Consider the following 22737-nt stretch of genomic DNA (forward strand, 5'->3'; position numbering starts at 1 on the left):
AGTAGGCGAGCCATCCTTATTGGAGTCCGGCGCTTCGAAGGAGCCCCCTGGATGCTCAACTGGATGCTGGTTTTCGCCCCAATCGCAGTCCTCCTGGAATACGTCGCCGCGGAATATCACCTGCTGGTTTTCCTGGCGGCGGCGCTGGCCATCGTGCCCTTGGCGGGGTGGCTGGGTCGTGCCACCGAACAACTCGCAGAGCGTTCTGGAGAGGGCGTGGGCGGGCTGCTCAATGCCACATTCGGCAATGCCACGGAGTTGATCATCGCGCTCAGCGCATTGCGCGCTGGGCTGCATGATGTGGTTAAAGCCTCCATCGCCGGTTCCATAGTTGGCAATATTCTGCTGGTTCTGGGCGCCGCCATGCTGGCGGGGGGACTGCGGTATCCGGAGCAACAGTACAACGCGTCCGCTGCCCGTTCGCAGGCCACGCTACTGACACTGGCTGCCATCGCGCTGATCCTGCCCGCTGCCTACAACGCCGTTGTCTCATCGCGTGCCCCCTATGGGCTCCAGGCGCTCAGCCTATACATCTCCCTGGTCCTGCTGCTGGTGTATGGCTTGTTCCTGGTGTATTCGCTGATCACCCACAAGAAACTGTTTGCGGGTTCCCCGGATGTCCGGATCGACCCACATCAGGTTCCCCTCTGGCCGGTAGGAAAGGCCTTGGCGGTGCTCGCGGTAGCTACGGTGCTGACTGCCTGGATCAGTGAAATCCTGGTCGGCGCAATCGAACCCAGTGCCCACCAGCTCGGGCTCAGCAACCTGTTCGTCGGGGTGTTTGTCGTGGCTATTCTGGGCAATGCCGCCGAGCATGCGTCAGCAATTTCGGCGGCGATGAAGAATCGCATGGACCTGTCGCTTTCCATCGCAATCGGTTCCAGTGTCCAGGTAGCCCTGTTCGTCGCACCGGTCCTGGTGCTGGCGAGTTATGGCATCGGTGCTCACCCCATGGACCTGGCCTTCTCCGGCGGTCTGGTACTGAGCGTCCTTCTGGCTGTTCTTATTACCGGTCAGGTGGCGGGGGATGGTCGTTCGGACTGGCTCAAGGGCGTGCAGTTGCTGGCCGTCTACCTGATTCTCGGCCTGGCCTACTTCTTCACGCCTGACGCGTCGGTCGTCTGATTCATGTCGATAGCGGAGCAGAAACAGCCGGTAGCCACCTCTGTATCACCAACCCCCGCCCAGCGCTCGAAACGTGGCGACCGCCGCACGGGCATCATTAGCGGCCAATTGCGCCTGCAGGTCTCGTGCTGCCAGGAGCTGTTGATCCTCATCCAGCACCTCCCGCAGGCTCACCGCACCACCCTCATAGGCCTGCCGGGCTGCCTCGCGCGCGACATGGTGAGCCTCGATTTCCGCATCCAGCTCCTGGCGTTGGACGCTGAGATGCACCTGGGTGGTGATGGCGTTCTCCACGTCTTCGGCGGCCCGCAGCATGGTCTGCCGGTACTCGGCCAGCGCCTGGGCTTCCGAGCCCCGGGCCTGGGCGACTTCCGCATCGACCCGGCCGAAGTCGAATAACCGCCAGTGCAGGCCAATGAAGGCCTGGGGCTGGAAGGCATCGCTGCTGAACAGCCCACCGTGCAGGCTCTGGCTGCCGAGAATTCCGCCGAGCGTCACGTGCGGGTAGTACTCCGCCACGGCCACACCGATGCGTGCCGTGCTGGCCGCGAGTCGACGTTCAGCGGCGATCACGTCAGGGCGCCGGCGCAGCAGGCTGGCTGGCGAGAGGTCGGCGGTGACGCCTGGTACCTGATAGTCCTGCGGGTGTTCCAGCAGCACCTTGGCGTAGGTGCCGGGCTGCACGCCGAGCAACACATCCAGTCGATTGAGCTGCACCGCCAACTCCGTGCGCAGGGGTGGCGGGACGGTCCTCGCTTGCAGCAGCAGTGCCTTGGCCTGAGCCAGTTCGCGCTGCGTGGCCACGCCACCGTTGAAGCGATCCTGAACCAGCGCGAGGAGGTCTTGCTGGGTCTGGATCTGCTCTTGCGCCACCTGAATGCGTCGTTGCGCACCGCGGATTCGGAAGTAGGCATCGGCCGCTTCAGCCGCGATCGAAACGCGCACCCCAGCCCGGCTCGCCTCGGCCGCCTGGAGTTCCGCCAGGGCCGCTTCATCGCTGCGTTTCAGGCCGCCGGCCAGATCAGCTTCCCACGACGCTCCAACACCGAGGCTGAGAATGTCCTGATTGCGATCGAACCCTGGGGAGGAGCTTGCCAGTTGGCCCTCCGGGCTCTTCAGAGATTGCCGCTGGTGCAGGTAGCGCCCGTCGAGACTTCCCTCAGGCAGACGTGCCGCGCCCGCCAGGTTCGCCGCCGCACGGGCCTGTTCGACACGGGCCAGGGCAATCGCCATATCGAGGTTCTGATCCAGCGCGCGCTGGACAATGCCGTCGAGCACCGGATCGGCGAAGCCTTTCCACCACTGCTCAAGCGGCGGCGCCGGTGCCCGCATGGGTAACTCCGGTTTAGCGCCGCCTGCCAACGGAACACTGAGATTGCTTGCCGGGGTGTGGTAGTCGGGGCCGACCGTGCAGCCGGCGAGCTGGTACAGCATCAAGCCGATTGCAGTGGTTTTTGCGAGGTTCGAAGGCATGGCGGGTGGTCCTCGGGTCAGTGGGCGTCAGCCGACGGCTGAGAGGGCGGGGCGATCTTGTGCAGCAGGGGAATCAGCGCCACGGCGAACGCGAAGCAGACACCGATGATCAGGAACGAGTCGGCAAAGGTGAGCGTCTGTGCCTCGCGGTAAGTCAGGTTCCACAGCTGCCGCAAGGCCTGTTCGCTGTACTGCCCGGACGCGCCGAGGCTGGGGGCCAGCCAGTTGTTGAGGGCTTCGTTGCTGGCATTCAGGTGTTCAGCCAGACGCAGGAAGTGAAGATTGGTGCGGTCGTTGAGGATGGTGGCGCAGGCGGCAATGCCGATGGCGCCGCCGAGGTTGCGCATCAGGTTGAACAATCCCGAGGCGAGTTTGAGTCGTGCGGGAGGCAGCGAGCCCAGGGCCAGGGTCACGGTAGGGGCCACGGCAAATTGCTGGGCCATGCCACGCAGCGCCTGGGGCAGCAGCAGTTCGGCGGCACCCCATTCGTGGGTGATCGGTGAGAACTCCCACATCGACAGGCAAAACAGCGTCATACCCAGCGCCAGCAACCAGCGCAGGTCGAAGCGGCGCGCCAGCGCGGCGTACAGCGGAATGGTCATGACCTGGAAAATGCCGGTGGAGAACACCGCCAGGCCGATATCGAGGGCGCCGTAACCGCGCACGCGACCGAGGAACAGCGGGGTGAGGTAAATGGTGGCGAAGATGCCGATGCCGGTGATGAAGGAGAACAGGCAGCCGAGGGCGAAGTTGCGCTCACGCAGGGCGCGCAGGTCGACGATCGGATTGGCAGACGTGAGGCTGCGGGCGATGAACGCGAGCCCGCTCAGGCCGGAAATCCAGGCGGTGGCGAGGATGGTGTCGTCGCTGAACCAGTTCCAGCGCGGGCCTTCTTCCATGGTGTATTCCAGGCAGCCGAGGAACACCGCCATGAGCAGCATGGCCGGGTAGTCGGCGCCCTTTATCAATGACCAGTCCGGCTTGTCGAGGCGCACCATGATCGGCACCACGATGGTGACGAAGAGTCCCGGCAGCAGGTTCACGTAGAACAGCCAGGGCCAGGAAGCGATGTCGGTGATCCAGCCGCCGACCACCGGGCCCAGGGTCGGCGCCAGGGAGGCGATGGCGCCGATGGTGGCGGCCACCAGTACGCGCTGGCGGCCGTCGAAGTAGATGAAGCCGGTGGTGAACACCATGGGAATCATCGAGCCGCCGAGGAAGCCCTGCAGGGCGCGGAAGGCGATCATGCTCTGGATGTTCCAGGCCAGGGCACAGAGCAGGCTGGCCAGGGTGAAACCCAGGGCCGAGGCCGCAAACAGCCAGCGCGTGGACATCACCTTCGACAGCCAGCCCGACAACGGGATCACGATGATTTCGGCGATCAGGTAGCTGGTCTGTACCCAGGCGGTGTCATCCGCGCCTGCCGAGAGCCCGCCGCCGATATCACGCAAGGACGCGGACACGATCTGGATGTCGATCAGGGCGATGAACATGCCCATGCACATGCAGGCGAAGGCGAGCGTCTTCTGCCGGGTCGAGAGCTGCTCCACCGGCACCACGTCGGATGACCAGAAGTTCACGGCCGTTGCTCCAGGGCGAGCGCCTGGCCTTGCTGTTGCTCATGCGCCCTGGTGTCTACCTCGACCACCACCGAGAGCCCCGGGCGCAGCTCGCCAAGACGGTTGTCGGCGGGATCGAGATGGATGCGTACCGGGACGCGTTGAACGATCTTGGTGAAGTTGCCGGTGGCGTTTTCCGGCGGAAGGATGCTGAACTGCGCGCCGGTTGCCGGCGCCAGGCTGTCGAGGTGGCCATGGAACACCTTGCCCGGCAGCACATCGGCTTCCACCGTTACAGCCTGCCCGGCCGTCATCCCGGAAAGCTGGTCTTCCTTGAAATTGGCATCGATCCACAATCCCTGGGCGGGGACCACTGCCAGCAGTTGGGTGCCGGCGGAGACATAGCCGCCGACCCGTCCCCGGCGATTGCCGATATAGCCGTCGACCGGCGCGCGCAGTTCGGTGTAGCCGAGGTCGAGGCGGGCCAGGTCGCGCTTGGCGATGGCTTGCTCAAGGGCGGCCACGGCCTGCTCGCGCTGGCTGTGTATGACATCGAGCTGGCGCTGGGCCGCGAGCAGGGTGGCTTTGGCCTTTTCGCTGTTGGCGCGTGCGGTCTTCCAGGTGGCTTCGGCCCGCTGGGCGCTTTCCACGGAGACGGCGGCGCGCTGGACCAACGTGCGGTAGCGCTTGTCATCGTCCCGCGCCCGGTCCTCTTCGGCAGCCGTGGCGTCGATTTCCGCCTGGCCCTGGCGGATCACCGCCTGCTGCAACTGGGCCTGGGCGTCTATGTTGCCCAGCAGGGCCTGTTCGGCATGCACCTCACCTTCGGCCTTGGCCAGGGCCGCGCGGTAATCGCGATCGTCGATGCGCGCGAGCAGGTCGCCGGCATGGACGAACTGGTTGTCGCTCACCGCCAGCTCGGCGATATAGCCCGCAACCCGGGGGCTTATGACGGTGACGTCACCTCCCACGTAGGCATCGTCCGTTTCTTCCATGTAACGAGCTGTGTTCCACCAATGGGCGCCATAAAGGCCTGCGCCGACCATGACCAGGCCGGCGACGGCCAGCTTGATGAGCTTGCGGGACTTCGGCCGGGCCACAGCGGTGGCTTCGCTGACGGGGATCTGCTCGGGCTGATTCATGGCGGGCTCCGATGGGGTGGTTTCAGGTGGGCGTTGGTCCGGACAGTTCTGCAGGTTCTTCAAGGTGCCTTGCTGTGATTCGGCAGGGGATTGGCGAGGACCATGTCACATGATGCTCATCATCCAATCAGTCTGATCGAAACCTGCTTCCGCACGGTGAAAGCAACAACTGCCCGGTGTATATGATGGTCATAATCCAAACATGGTTACTTCCATCATGCAAGTGATGAAATGACGCTGGAGACGGGCGGTAGGATTCCGCGCGCGGGGAGGGCGAAAGGCAGGAAATTCGGGCTATGCCGGAGGTTCGGCAATACGGTGTGAAGCCGGCTGTGTCAGGGACGCAACCAGGCCGTCATGGGAATCAGACGCTACCAATGAGCTGCGGACGGCCACAGAAGGGCCGGTCGGTCAGCTCGGCTCGGCTTGAGGTTCGGGGAACGCGTAGGAAACAGGAGTGGCCTCATCACGGCGCTGTCGAAGCACGCGATGCCGCGAGCTGACTGGCAGTCCGGTGACACGGTCGATCAGGACGAGGTCCACCGGCCTTCCGGTAAGGCTGTCCACCAGCATGGTCCGCCTTTGGCTCAGGTTGCCGTGGCGATTTCCCCACTCAAGCAGTACGAGCATCAGCGGCCTTAGCTCCCGCGCCTTTTCGCTGAGCAGGTACTCGTATCGTGTCGGCTTTTCGCTGTACGGATGCCGCTCCAGGAGCCCACCGGCCACCAGATCCTTGAGTCGTCGGGTCAGGGTGTTGGTTGGAATCCCCAAGGTCCGAGCGAAATCATCGAAACGGGAGGCGCCATAAAAGGCTTCGCGAAGAATCAGCACGTTCCAGCTATCACCTATCACCTCCAGGGCTTGGGCGACCGGGCAGGGCATGTCCTGGAAACTGGTTCTTTTCATGGGACCTCGCGTTGCCTCCTGGAGCTGGGCGGCAGACCGTTGAATGATGATCAAAATATAATCAGGCTACTTGCATCACACAAGTGACCATCCATCACCTTCACAAGCCCTGAGTGGGACGTCCGGCTTCGCGCCAACCGGTGAAGCCGTCGATGAGATAGCGCGCATCCAGCCCCATGGCGGCCAGCGTGGCGGCGATGCCCTGGCTGATTTCGTGGCCGTGGGCGCAATAGAGCGCCACAGGCCTGTCGCGAGGTATCGAGTCCTTCCAGGTGAACACCGCTTCCGGGTCCAGCCAGCGCGCGCCGGGAATCTCGGCCGCATCCGCGTTGCGGACGGATGCGCGGCGCACGTCCAGTAGCGTGAAGCTGCGCGCCGCCGCCTGCCATTCCGCCAATTCGCAAATGCTGATGCGGTCCATGGATCACCTCCCGGCCCGATGGGGCCTTGGTCAGTTTCGCAGCAGGTGCACCGCCAGGCCGGTGACGGCGCAGGCCAGCAGCACCTGGATGACGCCACGCTTGAAACGGAACAGCGCGACGGCGGCGGCCAGGGCGATCAGCGCCGAGGGCCAGTCGAAGCGGCCTTCGAACCCAGTCGGCCAGAGCACGTGGTAGCCGAAGAACAGCGCCAGGTTGAGGATCACGCCCACTACAGCGGCGGTGATGCCGGTGAGTGGTGCGGTGAACTTCAGCTCGTTGTGGGTGGATTCCACCAGCGGCCCGCCAGCGAGGATGAACAGGAAGGAGGGCAGGAAGGTGAACCAGGTCACCAGGCTGGCGGCGACGGCGCCGGCGAGGAATGCCTGGTCGGCGCCGAACATCGGATGCACGTAGCCACCCACGAAACCCACGAAGGCAACCACCATGATCAGCGGCCCTGGCGTGGTTTCACCCAGGGCCAGGCCGTCGATCATCTGGCTCGGGGTCAGCCAGCCGTAGTGGCCCACCGCGCCCTGATAGACATATGGGAGCACCGCGTAGGCGCCGCCAAAGGTGAGCAGCGCCGCCTTGGTGAAGAACCAGCCCATCTGGGTGAGGGTGCCTTGCCAGCCGAAGACGGCGGTGAGCAGGCCCATGGGCAGCACCCAGAGCAGGGCGCCGACCACTACCAGCAGCAACAGGCGGGACCAACGGAAACGCGCGTGTTCGGGGGTTGGTGTGTGGTCATCGATCAGCGCCGGCCCGTAGCTGGCCTTGGCCGCGTTGTGTCCACCGCCGAGCGCGAATTTGTCCGGCGCTACGCGGCCACCGATATAGCCGATCACGGCCGCACCCAGCACGATCAGCGGGAAGGGCAAGTCGAGGGCGAAGATCGCCACGAAGGAGGCTGCGGCAATCCCCCACAGCCAGCCGTTCTTCAGTGCCCGTGAGCCGATGCGATGGGCCGCGTGGACCACGATGGCAGTCACCGCCGGCTTGATGCCATAGAAGAGTCCGGCCACCACCGGCACTTCGCCAAATTCGATGTAGACCCAGGACAGCAGGATCAGGATGAACAGCGAGGGCAGCACGAAAAGCGCCCCGGCGATGACGCCACCCCAGGTTCGGTGCATCAGCCAGCCGATGTAGGTCGCCAGTTGCTGGGCCTCCGGGCCGGGCAGCAACATGCAGTAGTTCAGGGCATGGAGGAAGCGCCGCTCGCTGATCCAGCGGCGCCGCTCCACCAGCTCCTGGTGCATGATCGCAATCTGCCCGGCTGGGCCGCCGAAGCTGATGAAGCCCAGCTTGAGCCAGAACAGGAACGCCTCGAACAGGCCCACGGGGGCGGCGAGGGGGCGCGACTCGCCGGTTGGGCGCAGGGTGGTTTCATCCATCGTTTTTCTCTTCTCTCGCGAAGGCTGCCAGCAGGCCATCGAAGATGGCTCCCGCTGCGGCCAGGAGTTGATTGTCATCGGTAATGCTCTCGCGCAGGCCGGCCAGGACCCGCTCGACTCCCGCGGCTTCCGCTGGCTGGACACCGCCGACGTCAAGGTAATGCACCAGGGCTGCAACCCGATGAAGGGCTGGCGCGTCCAGTTGGAAGCTGTCTTTCAGGGTCTCGAAGGTGACGCGATTGCCCACATGGCTGAAAGTCGCGCCGTCGAAATCGAAGCCCAGCGCCTCGGCCGGGCAATCCCCTGGTGACTCCAGCCAGAGGAAGCGTGCATCCGGGTCGATGAAGCGGCGGATCAGCCAGGCGCTGGCCAGTCGGTCAACCCAGGGCCGCTTGCGAGTGGCCCAGAGGCGGCCCTGATATTCGCGCTGCTCGAGTGCCCTGATCGGTTGCTGATGGCTGCTCGGTTCATCCGCCGACAGGGCGCGGCTGACCGCCGTTTCCAGTTCGTGCAAGGCGGCATCCAGCTGTTGCCGGGGCTTTCCGGGGAAGAAGTCGATTCCCGCCAATTGCGCGAATGCTTTTCGCAACTTGCGGATCTGCCGAGTGCTGGCCAAGGCGTTCCCGGCGGTCAGCTGGTTGCGGCAGGCTTCGACTTCGTCGCGCAGGGCCTGGTAATCCTCGCTTCGGTCGAACAAGGGGATGAAGCGTTCGCCTTGCGGGTCCTGTACGGGGAGAAGGTAGGCGGTGCCGTTGATGGCGAGGATGTCCCGTTCGACCTCGGAGAGGGCTTCGCGGCAGTCCGGCCTATCCGGCAGCAGGTACACACCGTCGCGAAGCACCGCCGCACCGCTGGCCTTCAAGGCGCGCCAGGCCCGCATGCGCGCAGTGGCGTTGGAGGTGGGGAGGCCAATGACCAGGGAAAGCCAGCTTTCCATGTAGCGTATCCAACAAAATATGTATAAGGCATTACAATACTCTCCGTTTTACGTACGGAAAAGCTCCATTCGCCCAGGCAACGCGGAGGGTTTGGGCGGGTCGAATATTGGGAGTGCTGCTTCGTTTGACGGAGGATTTGCCATGCCGGTACTTCATTCGTGGACAAGCACCACTGCAAACGGGCTCAAGACCCTTGGGTTGCTGCTCGGGCTTCTCGCCGGCAGCGCCCAGGCCGCGGGCTCGGACGTGCAGCTGGTCGAGGCGATCAACTCCTACCGTACCCACCCGCAGAGCTGCGCCAGGCAGCAGGCCGAAGTCCTGACGCCGCTGGTGGCGGATCCACGCCTGGTGCTTCCAGTGGAAGACAGTGGCTACTGGCAGGACCATCTGGTGCGTTCCGGTTATCAGGCGGCCAGTGCGAAGACCATCCGCCTGACTGGCCCAGTCGACGCGCAAGCGGCGTTCGCGATGCTGCAGGCGCGGCACTGCAATTCGTTGCTGGATCCCCAGTTCGTCGATATCGGTGTAAGCCAGGCCGGCAGCAGCTGGCGCATCGTGCTGGCGCGGCCGTTGCTGGATGACGGTCTCGGTGAATGGCAAGAGGAAGGGCAGGTGCTACTGGTGCTGGTCAACGCGGTGCGTACTCGCTCACGCAACTGTGGTGAGATCGCATTCTCCTCGGCGCCGCCAGTGGTCTGGAATACCGCCCTCGGCACAGCGGCCGAGCGCTACAGCCGGGCCATGGCCAACGACAACTTCTTCGCCCGCCAGTCTGGCGCTGGCCTGCAACCGGCGGACCTCGCCCGGGCCGCCGGTTACCGTGGCCAGCAGCTCGACGAGAACATCGCCGCTGGTTTTGGCAGGTCAGTGAGTGTGATCGAAGGCTGGCTGGCCACCCCGGAGTATTGCGCCAGGATGATGGACCCGAGGTTCACTGAATTGGGCGCAGGCTACGCGGTGGACCCGCAAAGCGATGCCGGAATCTACTGGACCTTGCTGCTGGGAACCCATTGACGGCCCGCCCCTGCACGCCGCATGAAGCGGCGCGAGGGGCTGGATGGGCTTAGTGCGGTGCGCGGTGGCGGATGGTTTTCAAGAGGTCATCCGGGGTGATCTGCCCGACCACGTTGCTCGCGTCGCTGCCCGGTTGCGGCAGGTCGAGGATATGGCCCTTGATCTTGCCAATCACGTGCATCTCACAAGGCTTGCAGTCGAACTTCAGGGTCAGCACCTCGTCGCCGTGCACCAGCTGCATCGGCGCGACCTTGGTGCGCACGCCGGTCACGCCCTTGGCCTGTTTGGGGCAGAGGTTGAAGGAGAAACGCAGGCAGTGCTTGGTGACCATCACCGGCACTTCGCCCGTTTCTTCATGGGCCTCGTAGGCAGCGTCGATCAGTTGCACGCCGTGGCGCTGATAGAAGTCGCGGGCCTTCTGGTTGTAAACGTTGAACAGGAAGGACAGGTGCGCATCCGGGTACACCGGCGGCGGGTTGGTCTCGGCCTTGCGGCTGCCGCGCGGGTGGGCCTTTACGCGGGCCTCGGTCAGGGCCTCGATGGCTTCGCGGCGCAGCGCCTTGAGTTGCGAGTTCGGGATGAAGAAGGCCTGCGGCGCGTCCAGCTCGATCTTCTCGGCGTGGTACTGGGTGGTACCCAGCTGGCCGAGCAGGTCGTGCAGTTGTTCCAGGGCCTGTTCAGGCTTGTTGGGGGCGCCGAAGGGGCCGTCCAGCCTGACGCTGGCACTCACGCCTTCCTCGCTGGTGGCGGTCAGCTCCAGCGCTTCTTCGCGCAGGCTGGCCTTCCAGTCGAGGCCGATCCGGCGCTCGGCGGACGTCTTCAGCAGGGCCTGCTGCCAGTTGTGATCCAGGTTGCGCGACAGCGGATGGTTCGGGCGCAGGCGGGAGAGGGCGGCCGGCATCTCGTTGGGTTCGACGCGGTAGCGCCAGCGCTTCTCGCCGTCTTCCTCGAACTCGCCCTTCAGCTCGGCGATGTTGGCGCGGAAGCCCACCACCTCGCGCTTGATCAGCACGTTGAGTCCGTCGCCGTTGGACAGCGGATCATGGGTCACGACCAGCAGGTCGCGCTTGCCAACTTTCTCCACCTGACCCACCGGCAGGCCGGTGAAGGTCGGGGTGTCGAAGGCGCCGATGTCGATCTTGCGGTCGGTGACGAAGTAGTCGGTGCTGCCACGGTGGAAGGTCTTGTCCGGATCCGGCACGAAGAAGTGGTCCGTGCGGCCGCTGGACGCGCGGGCCAGGTCCGGGCGTCCTTCGAGGATGCCGTCCAGGCGCTGGCGGTAGTAGGCGGTGATGTTCTTGACGTAGCTCGCGTCCTTGTAGCGCCCTTCGATCTTGAAGGAGCGCACGCCGGCATCCACCAGGGCGCTGAGGTTGGCGCTCTGGTTGTTGTCCTTCATCGACAGCAGGTGCTTTTCGAAGGCCACGACGCGGCCCTGGTCGTCCTTCAGGGTGTAGGGCAGGCGGCAGGCCTGGGAGCAGTCGCCCCGGTTGGCGCTGCGGCCGGTCTGGGCGTGGGAGATGTTGCACTGGCCGGAGAAGGCGACGCACAGGGCACCGTGAATGAAGAACTCGATGGCCGCGTCGGTCTCGTCGGCGATGGCACGGATCTGCTTGAGGTTCAGCTCGCGGGCCAGCACCAACTGGGAGAAGCCTGCCTGGTCGAGGAACTTGGCGCGTTCCAGGGTGCGGATGTCGGTCTGGGTGCTGGCGTGCAGCTCGATGGGCGGGATGTCCAGGTCGAGGACGCCCATGTCCTGCACGATCAACGCGTCGACGCCGGCGTCGTAGAGCTCGTGGATCAGCTTGCGCGCCGGTTCCAGCTCGTCGTCGTGGAGGATGGTGTTGATGGTGACGAACACCCGCACGTGGAAGCGGTGGGCGAACTCCACCAGCTTGGCGATTTCCACCACTTCGTTGCAGGCGTTGTGGCGGGCGCCGAAACTCGGGCCGCCGATATACACGGCGTCGGCGCCATGCAGGATGGCCTCACGGGCGATATTGACGTCGCGGGCGGGGCTGAGCAGTTCTAATTGGTTCTTGGGCAAAGACATGGCAATCACGGTCCGGCACGTATGCAGGGGGCGCATTGTACCGGGCCTGCGGCGCCCGGGCATCCATGGGGTGCCAGATGGTGGTCGGGAGGATGCGTTTCCCCGTCTCAGCGCATGTGCGCCGGCGGTATCGAGTAGGTGCCCACCACGTGGGCGACCGGTTCATCCATCCCTTCCGAATAGAGCGAAACCTCACCCACCGCGAGGGTCTTGCCGACTTTCATCAACTGGCATTCGCCGATGACGCGCTTGCTCGCTTCCGGCTTGCGCAGGAAGTTGATGGTCAGGCTGGTGGTCACGGCCAGCGGCACGATGCCGATTTCCCCAAGCAGGGCGACGTACAGCGCGACGTCCGCCAGAGCCATCAACGTGGGGCCGGAAACCGTGCCGCCGGGCCGCAGGTCGCATTCGTCCACCGCCTGGGACACCCGGGCGCTACGTTCACCCACGGCGTCGACCTCGACGCGGGTCTGGGGAAATTCCTGCTTGATGAATCGTGCGATCGCTTCTGTCTTGTCAGCCACACCGGGCTCCCTGGTTCGCCAATTTCGACCGGACGCTGACACAACCTTCGCCCCCTGTCCACGCTGGCCGAAGTACCGGCTCGTGTCGAAATTGACCTGATGCAACATCACTCTCACGTTCCTTGGCTACTCTCCTGGCACACCGTTTCGAAGGGTAGTAAGGATGTCATTCGTCGATTCGCTCATCGCTCAGGTACTGGAACTGGAAGTCAAGCTTCACCACGCCTATGCGCGGCTCGCCTGCCGCACGGATGTCGAGGCGCTGCACGATCTGCGAATCGGCTTGCGCAAGTTGCGCAGCCTGTTGCGGCCGATGCGTCGGCTGGAGCCCACAAAGGAACTGGACGCAGCGGCGGCCGATGTCGGTCGGCTGACCACGCCGGTGCGTGACCTTGAGGTGTTGATCGTCGAACTGGATCGCCAGGGATTCCACGACCAGGCGGAGCGCCGCAGGCATCTGCTGGAGTCCCGTTACGCCATCATCGAAGCCAGCGCCACGGTGCAACGCTTCATGACGGTGCTCGACGGCTGGCCGGCGCGGATGCGTGCAGCCGAGCGTGATGGCGACCTGGAAAAGCTTCGCGAGCGCGTGAAGATTCGGCTGCGGCGCCAGTTGCAGCGCTTGCGCGAGGCACTGGCCGACCCGGAGTACGACCGCCATGCGCTGCGTCTCCTGGTCAAACACATGCGCTACGTCCACGAGGCATACCCGAAGCTTTCACCAATTTCCCAGGACGCCTTCTACGCTCTGAAGGCCGTGCAGTCCGCTCTGGGCGACTGGCACGACCATTTCCAGTGGTGCCTGAAGGCCGATCAGGAAGCTGATTTGCTGGTACTCAAGGATCGCTGGGAGATTGCCGGGGAGGCGGAACTGAAGGCCGCCGAAGTCGAACTGTCGATCCTTGCCGAGCACCTCTCGGAAGCGGCGCCCAGGCAAGAGCAGGGCGCCTGAGCACTCAGACCACTTCCGCTGTTTGCTGTGCCGGTACGGTCGCGAACATGGCTTGACCAATGGAGCGCGCGGCTTCCAGGTGAGGCGTGGGATCGCGGGATTCCGATTCGAACATCAGGTGCGAGCCCCGCACACTGACGCCGCAGTAGTCGAAAATACCGTGATCGATCTGGGTCTTCATGGCCTGGTCATAACCGTGTCGCTGGAACAGACCGGCATCCCCGGCAGCCACGCCAATCAGATGCACCTGAAGATGGCGCAGTTTCTTCTGCAGTCCGCCCTCCAGGCTGTAGCCGAATGCCCAGCCATTAGAGAAGACCCGCTCGACCCAGCTTTTGAGCAGCCCGGGCAACGACCACCAGTAGACCGGGAACACCAGCACCAGGCTATCGGCTCGCTCGATGCGGGCCTGTTCGGCGAGTACATCGGCGGGCGGCGTCGCCATATGGCGGTGCACATTGAGGTCCGCGAGGCTGTAGCGCTGATCGAATCCTTCGGCGTGTAGATCGGCAAGCTCCGCGCTATGGCCGACGGCCTTCAATCCTTCGGCGACCTGATGGGCCAGATTGTGGGTGAGTGAATTGGAATCAGGATGGGCAACAACTATCAGGGCGTGCATGGCGTACTCCGGTAGCGGATTGCGGGTAGGGACCTGGCCCTATAAGCTGGGCGCAAGTTACTTTCAGTAAGTTACGATTGGTAAGTTACCTTTGGTAGGTTTTGCATGTCAACAGACGAAGACCAGGTACGTCCGCGCCGCCGTCTTTCACGGGAAGAACGGCAGCGGCAACTGCTGGATGTGGCCTGTCAGCTGATACGCGAAGAAGGCACCGACGCCCTGACCCTGGGCCGCCTGGCGGAGCAGGCAGGTGTGACCAAGCCCGTGGTCTACGACCACTTCGGCACCCGTGCGGGGCTGCTTTCGGCGCTCTACGTGGAGTTCGATGCGCGCCAGACGGCGCTGATGGTCGCCGCGCTGCAGGCCAGCGAGGCGAGCCTCGAGAGCAGGGCGGGGGTGATAGCCGCGGCCTACGTGGAGTGCGTGCTGCAGCAGGGGCGGGAGATTCCCGGCGTGAATGCTGCGCTCACCGGATCGCCTGAGCTGGAGTCGCTCAAGTGCGAGCATGAGTCGGCATTCCTCGACAAATGCCGCGATGCCCTTGAGCCATTCGCCGGCAAGGGCGGCATCAGTACAGCGGGACTGCGGGCCATGCTCGGGGCAGCGGACGGACTGTCCCATGCCGCCGCCACCGAGGAAATCACACCCGAGGAGGCGCGGGAGGAACTGCGCGCCACCATCGTCGCGATGGTCGAGCGCAGCGCCCAGCGAGCCTGAGTGCTCCCTTCAGCGCGCCTCCAGCCAGGCGCGCTGACGCTCCTGCACAGTGGCGGCCGCCTCGCCCACCAGCTCGGCATAAAGCGCCGGTGCGGTGGCGCCTTCGGTGCTGATCAGCAGCACACGGGATCGTCCATCGAACCCCAACAGGGCAGCCTTGTCGGGTGACTCCAGCAGTCGCAGTAGACCCGCCAGTCCCGCCACGGCGGACTCGCCGGCCACCAGCGGCAGGTCGTTCTCGCTGCCCTTGGCCAGTCGGTGCATGGCATCGACGGCCTCCTGGTCCTCGATGGTCATGAACGCATCGATGCAGCCTTCCAGGAACTGCCACGCGAGAGGCGAGGTTTCCCCACAGGCCAGCCCGGCCATCACCGAATCCACCGATCCACTGGCCTTCGCTGCGTGACCCTTCAGGGCGCTCTGGTAGAGGCAGTCGGCCTGGTGCGGCTCGACCACGATCATGGTCGGCCGCGCTGCGCCGTAGCGCTCCCACAGATAGCTGGCAATTCCGGCGGCCAGTCCGCCGACGCCGCCCTGGAGGAATACGTGGCTGAAGGGGCAGGCGCCGTCGTTCGCGCCAAGGGCTTCCAGCGCCTCGGCGGCGATGATCCCGTAGCCCTGCATCACATCGCGGGGGATTTCCTCGTAGCCCTCATAGGACGTGTCCGAAACCACGGTCCAGCCATTTTCCTGCGCCAGCCTGGCGGCTTCGTGGACCGAGTCGTCGTAGTTGCCTCGGATGCGGATGATTCGTGCACCAAAGGCTGCAATAGCCTGCTCACGTTCTTCGCTGACATGGGCATGGAGGACGATCACGCAGTGACAGCCGACGCTCTGTGCGGCAGCCGCCAGGGCCCGGCCGTGGTTGCCGTCGGTGGCGCTGATCACGGTGAACCCGGCCAGCTCCTGGGCATGGTTACCAGCGAGCAGGGCACTGGGTTCGAAAGCGCGTTCGGGGAAGCGCTTGAGGATCAGGCGCAGGAGCGCGATGGGGGCGCCCAGCACCTTGAAGCTGGCCAGCGGTGAGCGCACGGATTCGTCCTTGATCAGCACCTGGGCAAGGCCCAGTTCGGCAGCCAGGTCGGGCATCTCGAACAACGGCGTGACCGACCGCTCGAAGCGCTTCCAGGTGGACAGCCAGACTCGGCTTTCGGCGGCCTGCTGCATGTTCATGACGGTGCGCAGGGCTTCGGGATAGGGGCGGCGCGCGGCCTTGGAATTGACGATCAGCATCTGGGGCTCCGAACGATTGTAGGCGGGCAGGGTGGTCAGGACCGGGCGAGGCGCTGGCGAACGACGTCGAGCAGCACGTCGGCGCCGGCCAGCAGGAGTTCGTCGCTGGTGTGCTCCCGCGGGTTGTGGCTGACACCGCCCTGGCTGGGCACGAAGATCATGGCGGCCGGGGCGATGCGCGCGATCATCTGCGCATCGTGGCCGGCACCCGAGGTCATGCGCCTGTGGCTGAACCCCAGGCGGCTGGCCGAGGCGGCGATTGCGCTGGCGAGGTCGCTATCGAAAACCACGGGTTCGAAGCGCACCAGTTGCTCGCTGTGGATCTCGACGCCTTCGGTTTCGGCCAGGTGCGCAAGCAGGTCGGCCAGGCGTTTCTCTGCAGCCTGCAAACGGGCTTCGGCGGGATCGCGCAGGTCGACGGTGAAGACGGCCTTGCGCGGAATCACGTTGATCAGGTTCGGCTCAAGGCGCAGGCACCCGACGGTGGCCAGGGTGCCGTCCACGGCGATCTCGCGCAGGTGGGTGATAGCAGCGGCAGCAACTGAACCTGCGTCGCGGCGCAAGTGCATCGGCGTAGTGCCGGCATGGTTGGCGCTGCCCTTGACCGTGACCTGTTGCCAGGAAATGCCCTGGAGATTTTCCACCACGCCGATCTGTACGCCTTCGGCTTCGAGAATCGGCCCCTGCTCGATATGCAGCTCCAGGTACTCGTGGGGCACCAGCGCGCCGGGCTCCAGATCGCCGGCATAGCCGATGCGGGCCAGCTCATCGCCCAGGCGGGTGCCGTCGGTGCCCAGGGTGTCCAGTGCCACGTCAACGTCCAGACCGCCCGCATGCACCAGCGAGCCCATCATGTCCGGCTGGTAGCGCACACCTTCTTCATTGGTGAACGCCGCCACGGTGATCGGGCGGGAGGGGAGGACGGCAGCCTGGCGAAACGCCCGCACCACCGCGAGCCCGGCCAACACGCCGTAGCAGCCGTCCAGCGCACCTGCGTTGGCCACGCTGTCGATGTGCGAGCCGATCATCAGGGGCGCCTGCTGGTCACCGTCGGGACGCAAGGTGCCGAAGATGTTGCCGATCCGGTCGATCCGTACTTCCAGGTCCAGTGCCTCCATCCAGCGCAGCAACTGGTCACGGCCGGCCTTGTCGGTATCGGTCAGCGCGATGCGGGTGCGGCCGTCCTGCTCCGGCTCTGCGCCGATTTCGCCCAGCAGCCGGATCTGCAGCAGCAGGGCCGGGCCATCGAGAAGCACGGCGGAGGAAGGGGAGAGCGGACTCATCAGAGAAACTCCAGCAGGGCAGATTGAATGACTGCGTAATAATATTTCTTCGATGCAGTAACGATTTCTCTACTTAGCGAGTAGTTGCGTACTTTTATTCCGCTATCGCCCCTTCACGAACAATTTCATTGCGAGCCGCCGCCCATGAGCCTGGATGCCTTCGACCTCAAGCTGATCCACCACGTCCAGCAGGACGCCAGCCTGTCCCAGGCAGAGCTGGGCAACCGGGTGAATCTGTCCTCCGCAGCGGTCAATCGTCGGCTGAAGCGCTTGGGTGACGAGGGTGTGATCCGCAAGACGGTGGCGCTGGTCGATCCGCAACAGCTGGGCCACGGGCTGACCATCATTGCCGAGGTCGAAGTGGAGAGCGAACGGCTCGACCTGCTGGATGCGATGAAGCGAAGTTTCCTGGCCTGTCCGCAGGTGCAGCAGTGCTACTACGTCGCTGGCGAGTTCGATTTCGTGCTGGTCCTGGCCTGCAGGAGCATGGAGCAGTACACCGAACTGACCCGGCAGTTGTTCTTCGAGAGCAACAACGTCAAGCGCTTCCGTACCCTGGTGTCGATGAGCAACGTGAAAGTGGGGCTGGAGGTGCCGGTCGAACTGGCCACCGACGCCTGACGCCCCACAGCGGAATCCATCAGCCGGCAACGAAGGCCGCAATGTGCCGGGCGGCGGCCTGCGGGTACTGCATGTGCGGCCCGTGCCCCGTGCTCGGCAAAGTCACCAGGTGCAGGGTGGGCAGGGCGCGGTTGAGCGCATACCAGTTCTCCACCGGGAAGACGATGTCGTGGTCACCGCCGAGGTGCAGGACCGGTGTGCGGGTGGTGCGCAATGCATCCAGCGCCGGTTGCAGCGGGAACATCGGGTTGCGGGGACCATCTCCCAGCTGCTGGCCGGCCCACTCGTGGGGCACCTCCGGGCAGCGACCGTCCTGCCGTGCCGCAATGCGCTCAGCACAGAGAACGGCGGCTTCGCGACTGGCGGTCGACGTCGGCTCGAAGAAGAGCTTCACGAAGTCCTCGAAGTCGTTCTCGCGGCCCGCCAGCTCATAGAACAGCGGCTCACCGGTCTGTACCAGGTGACCGGGCGGGGTAGTACCGATCAGCACCAGGTGGCTGATCAGTTGCGGCGCCTGCAACATGGCCACCTGTGCCGCAATGCCACCGAGGGACCAGCCGCCCAGCACCACCCTGCTGAGTCCCAGCGCGGCGATCAGTTCGAGGGTGTCGCGGGCGAGCGAAGCGGGGTCGTAGGTGCGGGTCCCACCGGACAGGCCCAGCCCGCTGTAGTCGAACACATGCACCTTGAAGCCCAGCTCGGCGAGTTCGTCGAGAAAGGCCGGGTCCCACGAATCCATCACACCGCGAAAGCGCAGGCACAGGACCATTGGCGTCCCATCCCCGATCACGCGGTAGGCCAGGCGACGGCCATTGCATTCGACGAACTGGTTGGGGACCTGGCTGGCGGACAGGGCGTTCGGCATGGGGCTGCTCCTTCCTGGCATTGGGGCGCGGGAACAAGGTTCGCGGTTATGCCGTCATCGCGGTCCGCGACCGCAACACCGGAGAGGAAAGGGCGCCTACCCCAGTGCACGCATGCGATGCCGGCAACCATGCAGGGTAGTCCAGGCGCCTGGAGCGGGCCGGCAAGAATGCAGCCGCCAATCGGGTTGGCGGCCTGTTCAGGGTAGGAAGGACTTAGCGGCGCTTCGCTCGGGCCACCAGCACGCGGCCGTAGAGCAGCCCGATCACGCCGGCAGTTACCGAAGCCACCAGCACGCCGAGCTTGGCGGCGCTCAGCAGGTCCTGTTGGCTGAAGGCGAGGTTGGCGATGAAGATCGACATGGTGAACCCGATCCCCGCCAGGCAGCCGATCAGTCCCATCCAGGCCCAGGTCATGCCCGGTGGCAGGCTGCACCAGCCCATGCGCACCATCAGCCAGCTGCTGGTGAGAACGCCCAGCGGCTTGCCCAGCACCAGGGCCAGGGCTGCGCCGGAGAACACCATCATGGAAGCGCCTTCACCGAGGTTGACGCCGTCGAGGCTCACTCCGGCGTTGGCCAGGGCGAACAGCGGCATCACCAGGTAGGCGACCCAGGGATGCAGCGCCATCTGTACGCGCATTACCGGGGGCAGCAGTTCGCGCTGGGCGTGACGAAGCTGCTTGATGGGTTCCATGAGCTCACTGGCGCCGCTGTCGGCGGCCTGTTTGCGCTCGGCGAATTCACTGATGGCCTGCGAGGCGGTCTGCAGGGGAGGCGCCATCACCTTGACCGGGCGAACCGGCGTCATCAGGCCGAGCACCACGCCCGCCAGGGTCGGGTGGGCGCCGGTTTTAAGCAGGCCGAACCAGAGCAATGCACCCGGCAATACATAGGCATAGGCGGAACCGATGCCGATGTGCTGCAAGCCAAGCACCAGCAGGATGCCAGCACCAGCGATGGCAAAGCCCAGCGGGTCCAGGCCGCCGGAATAGAACAGCGCAATGATCAGCACCGCGACTATGTCGTCGATGATCGCCAGGGCCAGCAGGAAGACGCGCACGGAGCCGGGTACGGAGCGGCCCAGCAAGGCGAGGACGCCAACGGCGAAAGCGATGTCCGTGGCGGTCGGGACCGCCCAGCCCTGGCGCAACCCTTCAGTGTTGTTGAGGGTGAGGTAGACCAGGGCCGGCACCAGCACGCCGCCGAATGCGGCGATCATGGGCAGGGCGGCAAGCTTGAGATTGGCCAGCGCGCCTTCGTGTATCTCCCGGCGGATTTCCATGCCGACCACCAGGAAGAACACCGTCATCAGGGCGTCGTTGATCCAGAAATGCAGGGAGTTGGAGACGACGAAATCGCCGATGCCGAACGACAACGGCATGTGCCAGAGGTGCTCGTAGCTGCTGGCGTAGGGCGAGTTTGCCCAGATCAGCGCAGCGGCGGCGGCGATCAGCAGGACGATGCCGCTGACGGCTTCGATATGGAGGAATTTCTCGAACGCGGAGAATGCCTTGTCGGCAATACGCTGCGCAGCCGGCAGCGCCTTTGGGGAAGGGGCTTGGTTCATGGTCGCTAATACTCAGCAGCTGTGCGGCGGCCCGACCAACACATGAAACCTGTCGGGCCGCATGAGCGGCCCGACACCCGGCGCGTAAAGTACAGCGCCTTTTCCGATTTGACCAGCCGATTTTTCCCCGCCGCTTAACCGCGGGCGTTACAGGGGCGAGGGTTCAAAGCTCCAGGCTGTGGATCAGTTGCGAGGCTTCCCGAGGGTCTCGCCGGCAGCTGAATCCCAGTTCGCGGGCGAGGCGTTGCATCCGCACGTTCGACACCGCATCGATGGAGTACAGGCGCTTGAAACCGTTCTCGCGGGCCGAATCGATGAGGTGGCGGAGCAGGACCTCGCCCAGCCCCAGTTCGTCCCAATCATCGGCGATGGTCACCGCGAACTCGCATTCGCCGGCATCACCGACAGCGGCGTAGCGGCTGATGCCGATCTCGACCAACTCGCCATCCCGATGTACCAGGGCGACGTAGGCCATCTTTTGCTGGTAGTCGACCTCCATCAGGTGGTCGAGCAAGGTGGGGCTGACTTCCTTGACCGCGCAGAGGAAGCGGAAGTGACGGGTTTCGGGAGAGAGGTTACGGATGAATTCGACCTCGCGCTCCCGGTCTTCCGGGCGCAGGGGGCGGACCAGGACATGGCTGCCGTCCTTCAAGGGTTCGACCCAATGCTCACCGGCGAGTGCATCGGGAATGGCGGCGTGAGACCGCGAGCTCTGTAGCGTCGACATGGCTGCGTACTCCGATTGGAAATCCTGCCTTTTTTCTACGCCGAATCCGCTGCGTGGATTTGATGAGGATCAAGCGAATCGGGATGAAGCAGTGGGATCCGACGAAGCGCAGGTTTCCGCATGGAAGCACGCCAAAGCGGTTGCTTCAGATCAACGTGGGGAGGGTGGCTCACGCGCAGGCTGGCGTTATCAGCGTGAAGTCTGAAGAGGGCATAACCGTGGCCAAAATCATCCCCATTCGTCCCGATTCGGCGGTGCCGCCGAAACCCACCGGCCTGCGAGTCTGGATTGCGCGATTGCGCAACCGGCTCGATCGGCTGGTCTTCCAGATCATCAGAGTGCCGTCCCGGCAAGCGCGTGGCCCCGTGGAAGGGAGGGCTGGCAAAGAGAGAGGCAGGCACTAGACGCGCCCGCCCCGAAGAGGGGAGATCGCGCCGGCGAACCGGCGCGACCTTGTGCATCAGAGGATGCTGAGGGGGTACTCGATGAAGGCACGCACTTCGTTGAGGTCCGGCCCCACCTGGTTGTCGGCGCGGTAGATGGAGTTGCGCAGCTTGAAAGACAGGTCCTTCGCCGCGCCGTCCTGCACCACGTATTTGAATTGGTTGAACAGCTCGCGCTCGGTGCCGTCGTTCTCGCCGCCGGCGACGATGTCGGTGCCGCGCACGTAAGCGACCTTGTAGGTCAGGCCCGGTACGCCGTAGCCGCCGAAGTCCAGCTCGTAGCTGGCTTGCCAGGACTGCTCGTCTTCCAGGTTGAAGTCGGAGAAGTAGGAGTTGGCCACGTAGATGGTGCTGCCGCCGTCGCCGAAGTCGTAGGCGTAGCCTGCATCACCGGTGTTGCGTTGGTGCGCGACGATGAAGGCGTGGGCGCCGATGCTGTATTTGGCCGCCAGGCTCCAGATCGTGTTCTTGTCGTCCTGGCCATCGCCGCCGAACGCCAGCGCGGCCTCGGAGCCGTCGTCGTATTTGGTGCGGTAGGCATTGAAGTCGAAGTTCAGCGCCTGCTCGTCGCTGAACGGGATGTTGTAGTTCAGGTTGGCGTAGTACTTCCTGAACATGTCCTCCACGTCGGAGTGGTACAGCGCCATGCTGAAATCGTCGGTGAAAGCGTAACTGCCGCCGACCACGTCGATGCTCTTCAGGTGGTTGGGGTCGCGCGCCGGGTCGCCCATGGGGCTGTCGCCGGTGAAGTGGCCCGCGTTTAACTCCAGACCCGTGATTTCCTTGCTGGTGAGCAGCGTGCCGGTGAAGGCCTGAGGTAGCAGGCGGCTGTCGTCATGGGCCAGCACGGGCAGGTTGGGGAACTGGTTGCCGTATTTCAGCACGGTGTTGGACGCGCGCAGCTTGAGCACGCCACCAGCTTCAGAGAGGTCATCGACCGGGTGACCGTCGCTGTCGGTGTCGAAGAAGGCGGTGTAATTGCGCCCACGGCCGCTGTCCAGCTTCACGCCGAGCAAGCCGTAGGCGTCGACGCCGAAACCAATGGTGCCCTGAGTGAAGCCTGACTCGAAGGTGCCGATGAAGCCCTGGCCCCAGACCTTGGCGTCGGCGGCGCCGTCCTTGAAATCACGGTTGAAGTAGGCGTTGCGCAGCAGCAGGGT

General features: G+C 64.6%; 21 protein-coding genes. 5 read left to right on the forward strand and 16 right to left on the reverse strand.

Annotation, left to right across the window (positions count from 1 at the left end):
* Positions 1-51 precede the first annotated feature (51 nt).
* Positions 52-1125, forward strand: a complete 1074-nt coding sequence (cax, locus tag E8E91_RS24555) for a calcium/proton exchanger (RefSeq protein WP_280379567.1) — start codon at positions 52-54, stop codon at positions 1123-1125.
* Positions 1126-1170: 45 nt separating this feature from the next.
* On the opposite strand, the gene E8E91_RS24560 is transcribed toward cax, so the two are convergent.
* From E8E91_RS24560 to E8E91_RS24590, 7 genes are all read right to left on the reverse strand, one after another.
* A complete protein-coding gene (locus E8E91_RS24560; RefSeq protein ID WP_280379568.1) occupies positions 1171-2598 on the reverse strand; it encodes a TolC family protein in 1428 nt (475 codons plus the stop codon).
* A 17-nt stretch (positions 2599-2615) separates the two neighbouring features.
* Positions 2616-4103, reverse strand: coding sequence for a DHA2 family efflux MFS transporter permease subunit (locus tag E8E91_RS24565; RefSeq protein ID WP_280379603.1), 1488 nt, complete (start codon positions 4101-4103; stop codon positions 2616-2618).
* A 71-nt stretch (positions 4104-4174) separates the two neighbouring features.
* On the reverse strand, positions 4175-5299 hold the full coding sequence (locus tag E8E91_RS24570; protein ID WP_280379570.1) for an HlyD family secretion protein: 1125 nt from the start codon (positions 5297-5299) through the stop codon (positions 4175-4177).
* A 411-nt stretch (positions 5300-5710) separates the two neighbouring features.
* Positions 5711-6205 carry a helix-turn-helix domain-containing protein gene (locus E8E91_RS24575; RefSeq protein ID WP_280379571.1) on the reverse strand — a complete coding sequence of 165 codons (495 nt, stop codon included), beginning with the start codon at positions 6203-6205 and terminating at the stop codon, positions 5711-5713.
* A 100-nt stretch (positions 6206-6305) separates the two neighbouring features.
* Positions 6306-6626 (reverse strand): rhodanese-like domain-containing protein, encoded by a 321-nt coding sequence (locus E8E91_RS24580; protein ID WP_280379574.1) that lies wholly within the window; start codon positions 6624-6626, stop codon positions 6306-6308.
* Between the two features lie 30 nt (positions 6627-6656).
* Positions 6657-8021, reverse strand: coding sequence for a chromate efflux transporter (gene chrA / locus E8E91_RS24585; protein WP_280379576.1), 1365 nt, complete (start codon positions 8019-8021; stop codon positions 6657-6659).
* Positions 8014-8958: a chromate resistance protein ChrB domain-containing protein gene (locus E8E91_RS24590; RefSeq protein WP_280379578.1), complete on the reverse strand. Its 945-nt coding sequence runs from the start codon at positions 8956-8958 to the stop codon at positions 8014-8016. The genes chrA and E8E91_RS24590 overlap by 8 nt, the downstream gene beginning before the upstream one ends.
* Before the next feature lie 142 nt (positions 8959-9100).
* Between E8E91_RS24590 and E8E91_RS24595 the strand changes: the two genes are divergently transcribed.
* The gene (locus E8E91_RS24595; protein ID WP_280379580.1) at positions 9101-9973 is read left to right on the forward strand and encodes a CAP domain-containing protein; all 873 of its coding nucleotides are present in this window, start codon (positions 9101-9103) and stop codon (positions 9971-9973) included.
* 49 nt (positions 9974-10022) lie between these two features.
* Here the strand turns inward: E8E91_RS24595 and E8E91_RS24600 are convergent, their stop codons facing one another.
* Entirely contained in the window at positions 10023-12026 is a 2004-nt protein-coding gene (locus E8E91_RS24600) for a U32 family peptidase (RefSeq protein ID WP_280379582.1), read from the reverse strand.
* Between the two features lie 107 nt (positions 12027-12133).
* Positions 12134-12550 (reverse strand): PaaI family thioesterase, encoded by a 417-nt coding sequence (locus E8E91_RS24605; protein ID WP_280379584.1) that lies wholly within the window; start codon positions 12548-12550, stop codon positions 12134-12136.
* Positions 12551-12713: 163 nt separating this feature from the next.
* Between E8E91_RS24605 and E8E91_RS24610 the strand changes: the two genes are divergently transcribed.
* A complete protein-coding gene (locus E8E91_RS24610; protein WP_280379585.1) occupies positions 12714-13502 on the forward strand; it encodes a CHAD domain-containing protein in 789 nt (262 codons plus the stop codon).
* 4 nt (positions 13503-13506) lie between these two features.
* Here the strand turns inward: E8E91_RS24610 and E8E91_RS24615 are convergent, their stop codons facing one another.
* Positions 13507-14121: an NAD(P)H-dependent oxidoreductase gene (locus E8E91_RS24615; RefSeq protein ID WP_280379587.1), complete on the reverse strand. Its 615-nt coding sequence runs from the start codon at positions 14119-14121 to the stop codon at positions 13507-13509.
* 105 nt (positions 14122-14226) lie between these two features.
* Between E8E91_RS24615 and E8E91_RS24620 the strand changes: the two genes are divergently transcribed.
* Positions 14227-14838 carry a TetR/AcrR family transcriptional regulator gene (locus E8E91_RS24620; protein ID WP_280379588.1) on the forward strand — a complete coding sequence of 204 codons (612 nt, stop codon included), beginning with the start codon at positions 14227-14229 and terminating at the stop codon, positions 14836-14838.
* A gap of 9 nt (positions 14839-14847) precedes the next feature.
* Here E8E91_RS24620 and E8E91_RS24625 read toward each other — a convergent pair whose 3' ends face one another.
* Entirely contained in the window at positions 14848-16071 is a 1224-nt protein-coding gene (locus tag E8E91_RS24625) for a diaminopropionate ammonia-lyase (RefSeq protein ID WP_280379590.1), read from the reverse strand.
* 35 nt (positions 16072-16106) lie between these two features.
* Positions 16107-17354 carry a Zn-dependent hydrolase gene (locus E8E91_RS24630; RefSeq protein WP_280379592.1) on the reverse strand — a complete coding sequence of 416 codons (1248 nt, stop codon included), beginning with the start codon at positions 17352-17354 and terminating at the stop codon, positions 16107-16109.
* Between the two features lie 144 nt (positions 17355-17498).
* Between E8E91_RS24630 and E8E91_RS24635 the strand changes: the two genes are divergently transcribed.
* Positions 17499-17975 (forward strand): Lrp/AsnC family transcriptional regulator, encoded by a 477-nt coding sequence (locus E8E91_RS24635; RefSeq protein ID WP_280379593.1) that lies wholly within the window; start codon positions 17499-17501, stop codon positions 17973-17975.
* 19 nt (positions 17976-17994) lie between these two features.
* Here the strand turns inward: E8E91_RS24635 and E8E91_RS24640 are convergent, their stop codons facing one another.
* The 4 genes from E8E91_RS24640 to E8E91_RS24655 all read right to left on the reverse strand — a co-directional run.
* On the reverse strand, positions 17995-18840 hold the full coding sequence (locus E8E91_RS24640; protein WP_280379595.1) for an alpha/beta hydrolase: 846 nt from the start codon (positions 18838-18840) through the stop codon (positions 17995-17997).
* A gap of 214 nt (positions 18841-19054) precedes the next feature.
* Positions 19055-20407, reverse strand: coding sequence for a Na+/H+ antiporter NhaA (nhaA, locus tag E8E91_RS24645; protein WP_280379597.1), 1353 nt, complete (start codon positions 20405-20407; stop codon positions 19055-19057).
* A 163-nt stretch (positions 20408-20570) separates the two neighbouring features.
* Positions 20571-21134: a GNAT family N-acetyltransferase gene (locus tag E8E91_RS24650; RefSeq protein ID WP_280379598.1), complete on the reverse strand. Its 564-nt coding sequence runs from the start codon at positions 21132-21134 to the stop codon at positions 20571-20573.
* Positions 21135-21594: 460 nt separating this feature from the next.
* The coding region (locus E8E91_RS24655) for an OprD family porin (RefSeq protein WP_280376311.1) at positions 21595-22737 on the reverse strand (1143 nt) is incomplete at its 5' end.

It is taken from the genome of Pseudomonas sp. BN515, from assembly GCF_029873155.1.
Taxonomy (GTDB): Bacteria; Pseudomonadota; Gammaproteobacteria; order Pseudomonadales; family Pseudomonadaceae; genus Metapseudomonas.